The sequence below is a fragment of the Brasilonema bromeliae SPC951 genome (assembly GCF_012912135.1).
GTDB classification, from domain to species: domain Bacteria; phylum Cyanobacteriota; class Cyanobacteriia; order Cyanobacteriales; family Nostocaceae; genus Brasilonema; species Brasilonema bromeliae.
In genome coordinates, this window is sequence record NZ_QMEB01000037.1 from 1 (window position 1) to 212 (window position 212).

The 212-nt window shown below is 40.1% G+C and carries 1 protein-coding gene; it reads left to right on the top strand.

Annotated features, from left to right (window positions below):
- The coding region (locus DP116_RS28475; protein ID WP_211173138.1) for a hypothetical protein at positions 1–212 on the top strand (212 nt) is incomplete at both ends.

Genomic DNA, 212 nt, shown 5'->3' on the forward strand with positions numbered 1-212 from the left:
TTCGGTTCCTTCGGTCGCCTATACCGCGTTTTAGGCGTTTCAATCCCTAATAGGGAGAAAGAGAAATTTCAACAAGCTGTTTGGGAGTTTATGTGCATGCCAACGGTTTCAATCCCTAATAGGGAGAAAGAGAAATTTCAACTCGTTTTTTGTGCAAAAAAAGCTGCTTGCCAAATGTTTCAATCCCTAATAGGGAGAAAGAGAAATTTCAA